Source organism: Serratia sp. M24T3 (assembly GCF_000257645.1).
GTDB lineage: Bacteria > Pseudomonadota > Gammaproteobacteria > Enterobacterales > Enterobacteriaceae > Rouxiella.
On record NZ_AJHJ01000067.1, the window covers coordinates 1 to 4986 of the forward strand.

Here is a 4986-nt window from a genome sequence, read left to right on the forward strand (position 1 = left end):
CATTGACGATCCGGCAGACACTGAGGGCATCCCGCTCGCTCAGGCAATGAAAGAGTGGTCTTAAATACTTCATTTTTTGTTACATTCACTTTACGATATCCATAAAATTGTTTAATGGGTGGAAAGTGAATGGCGATCATAAAATGTAAGGAATGCGGAAATGATGTTTCTACCGAGGCCCTATCCTGCCCAAAGTGCGGGGCTGTAATTTCAAAGACAGGAATAAAAAGGCCTGGTTGCTTTGCTTTGATAGTTAGTCTGTTTGCGCTGTATTATTTAGTAAATTACTTTGGCGACAAGCCCACAACCGATAGCAATATAGCAGTAACAAACAGTGATACCATTAAAAATGATGTTGCACCTCAACCAGTGGTTCAAGCGCCTAAAAAGGAAGAACCAGCCCCTGCCACTCCCATATCAAATATTAAAAATTGGGGGGAAGGTGTAGTCAAAGATGAGATGACGGACAAAGAGAAACCGTATTTATTTACGACATCATTAAACGGAGCAGATTTCAATTTCCCTTACCATGTAGATGGTGGTTCAAAAGCTACTATTGTCATAAGAAAAGATTTAAAAAGGAAAGTTGCATACATAGTTATTGAGAAAGGTCACATTATTTGTAGTTTTGATGGGTGTGAAATACAGACGCGTTCGGATTCGGGTAAAATTCAAAAATGGTCGGCATCGGAAGCTAGTCCAGGAGATAATGCTGCAATATTTATTGATAATGTAAATGCATTTGAGCGTTATATTATTAATAATAAAAATATTCGAGTTGGTATTGAATTTTATGAATACGGAATAAAATCTTTTGACTTCAATGTGTCTGGATACCCCGGACTTTAAATTAATTATCTTTAAAACCCGCTTAGGCGGGTTTTTTTATGCTTGGAGTTTATATGGCCAGCAAATCGTTAGGTACTTTGACGTTAGATTTGATCGCCAAAGTTGGCGGTTTTGTTGCAGGAATGAGTGAAGCGGAGCGTTCATCTGCAAAGTGGCGTAAAGAGGTTGAGAAAAATGCTAAGGCTGTTGGCACTGCAATTGGTGCCACAACGGTCGCCATTACGGCCGCGGCGGTTGGCGCGGGTTTAGCCGCTTTAAATATAACTAAAAACGTTGCTGAATCAGTTGTTGAAACCGATAGGTGGGCTAAGTCTTTAGGCATCAGTACAACCGAACTTCAAAAATGGCAATACGCAGCGACTCAGGCGGGTTTATCTGGCGACAATATTGCAGATATTTTTAAAGATCTGAACGATAAAATTGGGGATGCAGTACTCAATAAGAGCGGAGAAGCCGCACAGGCCTTAGATACCCTCGGCCTGTCTGCAAAAAAACTACAAAACGTTTCACCAGATAAACAGCTGTTGGCAATATCTGCTGCGATGAAGGGCATGAATGTTGCGCAGAAAACAACGATATTTGAAGCGTTGGGGAATGATCTCTCAAAAATGATCCCATTGCTGGATAATGGCGCTCAGAAGCTAAACCAATTAAAGCAAAAGGCTACAGACAAAGGTCTGGCCTTGCCCCAGGGGGATATCGATAAATTACTTGTTTTCAACAATTTTATTCAAGATATCGGCGTTTCGGTTGACGGTGTGAAAAATAAAATCGCAGTGGGTCTTGCTAATGCAAACTTGGATCCGTTGAAAAAGGCTTTAGACGACACGTTCAATATCGTTACATCCCCAGAAGTATTACAGGGACTTGTCAACCTTGTGACTCAGGCATCGAACTTGGCCGGGTGGCTTATCAAAGGGGCGGGTGCCTTAGGCGACTTCGCAAAGTTGGCCGGAATTAAAGTTGCCGAGTTTGGCGGTAATATTGATCTAAATAATATCGACCAAGTTACCGCGAGAATGAAAGTTCTGCAAAAGCAGATCGACGATACTAATAACGATAGTAATGACTTTAGACGCGGCATCGAAAGTTTCCTTACTGGAAAAGATTTCAGTGTTGGAAAAGCTACCGACGAACTGAAAAAACTTCGTTCAGTTAGATCGTCTCTTTTAAAACCTGTAACCATACCTACTGGATTGGCGGTTCTGGACCCTAAAATAGCAGTCCCTACTGATTTTAAATTAGGTAATGGTGAACATAACCAAAAGCAAACCGCTAAGAAACAAGCAAAGGATCCTTTGGTTTCTGCCTACGAAGACCGAATGAATGCGCTTAAACGCGCCGCTGCATTGGTCGATACAACCGGCAAGAAAGAGAGTGATGTTACTGAATTACAGAAAATAAATTACGATATTCTTGAGGGGAAATTATCGAAACTTAATGAGACTCAAAAAGAAAATCTCAAATTAGCCGCCAAAGAATTAGACGCTAAAAATGCATTAAAAAAAGCCAATGAGGATAATTTAGCTGTACAAGAATTTGCGTCTAATTTAGGAAAAGAAAATAAAAACGTTAAGCAAGGTTTGAATGTTGAATTTGTTGGCGCTGGAATGGGATCCGAGGCAAAAGCACGCCTGCAGGAGCTGGTTAGCGTTCAGCAGGATTTTCAGGATAAGCAGGCCGATCTACAATCACAACATAACAAAGGAGAAATTAGCAGCTCTCGTTATGATGATGAAACAAAAGAATTAAGTAAGGCTTTAGAGGTAAGGTTAAAAATCTATAAGAAGCACTGGGAGGACCAAGATAAACTTAAAGATGATTGGCAATCAGGCGCGTTAGATTCTCTCAAAGACTACATGAATTCCGCTCAAAACTATAACCAACAAGCTGCCGATGCTGTTGCGGGTGTGTTGCAATCGGCTACCAGCAGTCTCGCTGATAACATAACCAACGTAATTACCGGGACTGAGTCATTAAGCGATGCTTTCGTTAACGTTGGGCAAACAATCCTTAATTCCATAGTAAGCGCATTGGCCCAAATGGCGGCGCAATGGCTCATAAATCAGGCATTGATGGCAGTAATCGGCAATGCTTCGGTCACTCAATCCACAACTCAGGCAACAGCCACCGCCAATGCGTGGGCACCTGCTGCAACGGCTGCTTCTATCGCTTCATTCGGTGGTGCAGCGGTTGCAGGTACGCTGGCGAACGCGGCGGCAATGATTGCCGGTAAGTCGCTATTCGGTATGGCACACGATGGCGTGGATTCCGTTCCACAGACCGGCACCTGGTTATTGCAGAAAGGTGAGCGCGTCACGACGGCCAATACCTCCGCAAAACTGGATGCGACCCTTGAGCGGGTAAGTAAAAGCTCAACGGGTGGCGGTGGAAATACCTATTCTCCCACCATTCCGATCAGCATAAATGGGAATCCCTCAGATGCCACGATAGCCCTGACGCGCAAAGCGGCAGAGCAAGGGGCCATTAAAGGTTACAACATGGTGACACGGGATTTGCAAAAAGGCACCGGTAATGTGCATGCCAGCATAACGTCAAAATACGACACGAAGAGGAGGGCTAAATAATGTCGATCACCACAGATATTGACTGGCCCGATCTTCTGAAGTGCACTGTTTTGCAAGATGGCTACTCTTTGTCTCCCGTTAGCCCACTGTTACGCACAGATCTCGATAGTGGTCGCGCGCGACAACGGCGTAAATACCTGTCAACGCCGATGGAAGTTAATCTTAACTTTCTGTTTACGCCGGGCGAATACATGCTGTTCGAGGGGTTTTATCGCTATCAGCTGAAGGATGGTGCCGCGTGGTTCAATATGCCGCTTATCCTTTCGACGGGCGATGATAATTACGTCACCCGATTTAAAGACATCTATTCCGAGGCTGATATTCAGTCTGGTGTTAGCTGTTGGAAACTTTCGGCCACGCTTGAAGTCTGGATTCGTCCTGTTATTGACCCGGATTGGAGTGATATTTTACCCGACTACCTGGTTGGTGCCGATATCTTTGATATAGCCATGAACAGGGAGTGGCCATTAAATGACAATAATTGATCGCTTATATGCCAGCGGCGGCGATGAAGTTATTTTGGATACGCTGTCGATTGATATCGGAAGTCAGCAATTCAACTTGGTGCAGGCCTATGAGGATATTACGCTGGGGGGTGTCACCTACACCGCCTGTGCCATGGACTTGGCATTGCCAGAGCGCAGTACGGAAGGCGCGCAAGACCTGGAGTTTACTCTCGGCAATATCACGGGTGAAGGATCGGCGGCAGTACGCACCGCCCTTGAGAATTTAACCGAAGCCACGGTGACATTCAGGCGATTCACGAGTGATGATCTCACGACGCCAGCAGAAACCCCCTACAGCATGACATTAAAAAGTGCGGACTGGACGAACCTGCAAATTAAACTCACTGCCTCTTTCATGAATGTGCTGGATACCGCCTGGCCTCGGATGCGCTATGTCTTAAGTCGGTTCCCGGGGCTGCGCTATTTATGAATTTAGATAAATATCAGTCAGTGCGTTATGTCGAGGCGGGCAGGAATTACCCCCATCTGGATTGTTATGGCCTGGTGCTAGAAGTACGTCGTGATCTGGGCCTAAAGGCATGGCCGGAATATGACGGGGTGACCCATCAAGATCGGGGCGTAGAAATCCACGCCAGAGAATTAACAACCCTCTTGGAAAAATGTGAGCCCATGCCAGGTGCCCTGATTTTGGTCATCAGGCGCGGCATTGTGGATCATGTCGCCGTGGTGATTAGGGATGGCCCTTTGCTGTGCGTAGCCGAATGCAATCCGGGCAGCAACGTAACGGTGCAGCCGCTGGGCAGGTTCATGAGAAAAAACACTAAACTGGAGTTTTGGAAATAATGACAATTCTAGTTTTTACGTCAATCCTGGCTGAGATTCCAATAGAAGAGCATCAACACCAAGAAACCACTATTTTTGAGTGGCTGTGCTCAATCAGCGCAAAGGCCCGTCAGGGAGCAGAACCAAAGTTTTTTATTACCGTTGAAGGTAAACGCATTCCGCAGGATGAATGGGCGCTAAGGGTGATAAAACCTGATGATGTAGTGCGTTTATATCCCATGCCTAACGGGGCTATTGGT

General features: G+C 45.1%; 6 protein-coding genes. All 6 read left to right on the top strand.

Annotation, left to right across the window (positions count from 1 at the left end; translation table 11 throughout):
• Nucleotides 1-129 precede the first annotated feature (129 nt).
• Complete coding sequence (locus SPM24T3_RS23840; protein WP_009639410.1) at nt 130-849, top strand: zinc ribbon domain-containing protein; 720 nt, start codon at nt 130-132, stop codon at nt 847-849.
• A gap of 53 nt (nt 850-902) precedes the next feature.
• A complete protein-coding gene (locus SPM24T3_RS23845; protein ID WP_037379761.1) occupies nt 903-3437 on the top strand; it encodes a phage tail tape measure protein in 2535 nt (844 codons plus the stop codon).
• Entirely contained in the window at nt 3437-3922 is a 486-nt protein-coding gene (locus SPM24T3_RS23850) for a hypothetical protein (protein WP_009639412.1), read from the top strand. The genes SPM24T3_RS23845 and SPM24T3_RS23850 overlap by 1 nt, the downstream gene beginning before the upstream one ends.
• Nucleotides 3909-4373, top strand: a complete 465-nt coding sequence (locus tag SPM24T3_RS23855; RefSeq protein WP_009639413.1) for a DUF1833 family protein — start codon at nt 3909-3911, stop codon at nt 4371-4373. The genes SPM24T3_RS23850 and SPM24T3_RS23855 overlap by 14 nt, the downstream gene beginning before the upstream one ends.
• Entirely contained in the window at nt 4370-4747 is a 378-nt protein-coding gene (locus tag SPM24T3_RS23860) for a hypothetical protein (protein ID WP_009639414.1), read from the top strand. The genes SPM24T3_RS23855 and SPM24T3_RS23860 overlap by 4 nt, the downstream gene beginning before the upstream one ends.
• Nucleotides 4747-4986: hypothetical protein (locus SPM24T3_RS23865; protein ID WP_009639415.1), on the top strand; the 240-nt coding region annotated here is incomplete at its 3' end. The genes SPM24T3_RS23860 and SPM24T3_RS23865, both read left to right, overlap by 1 nt.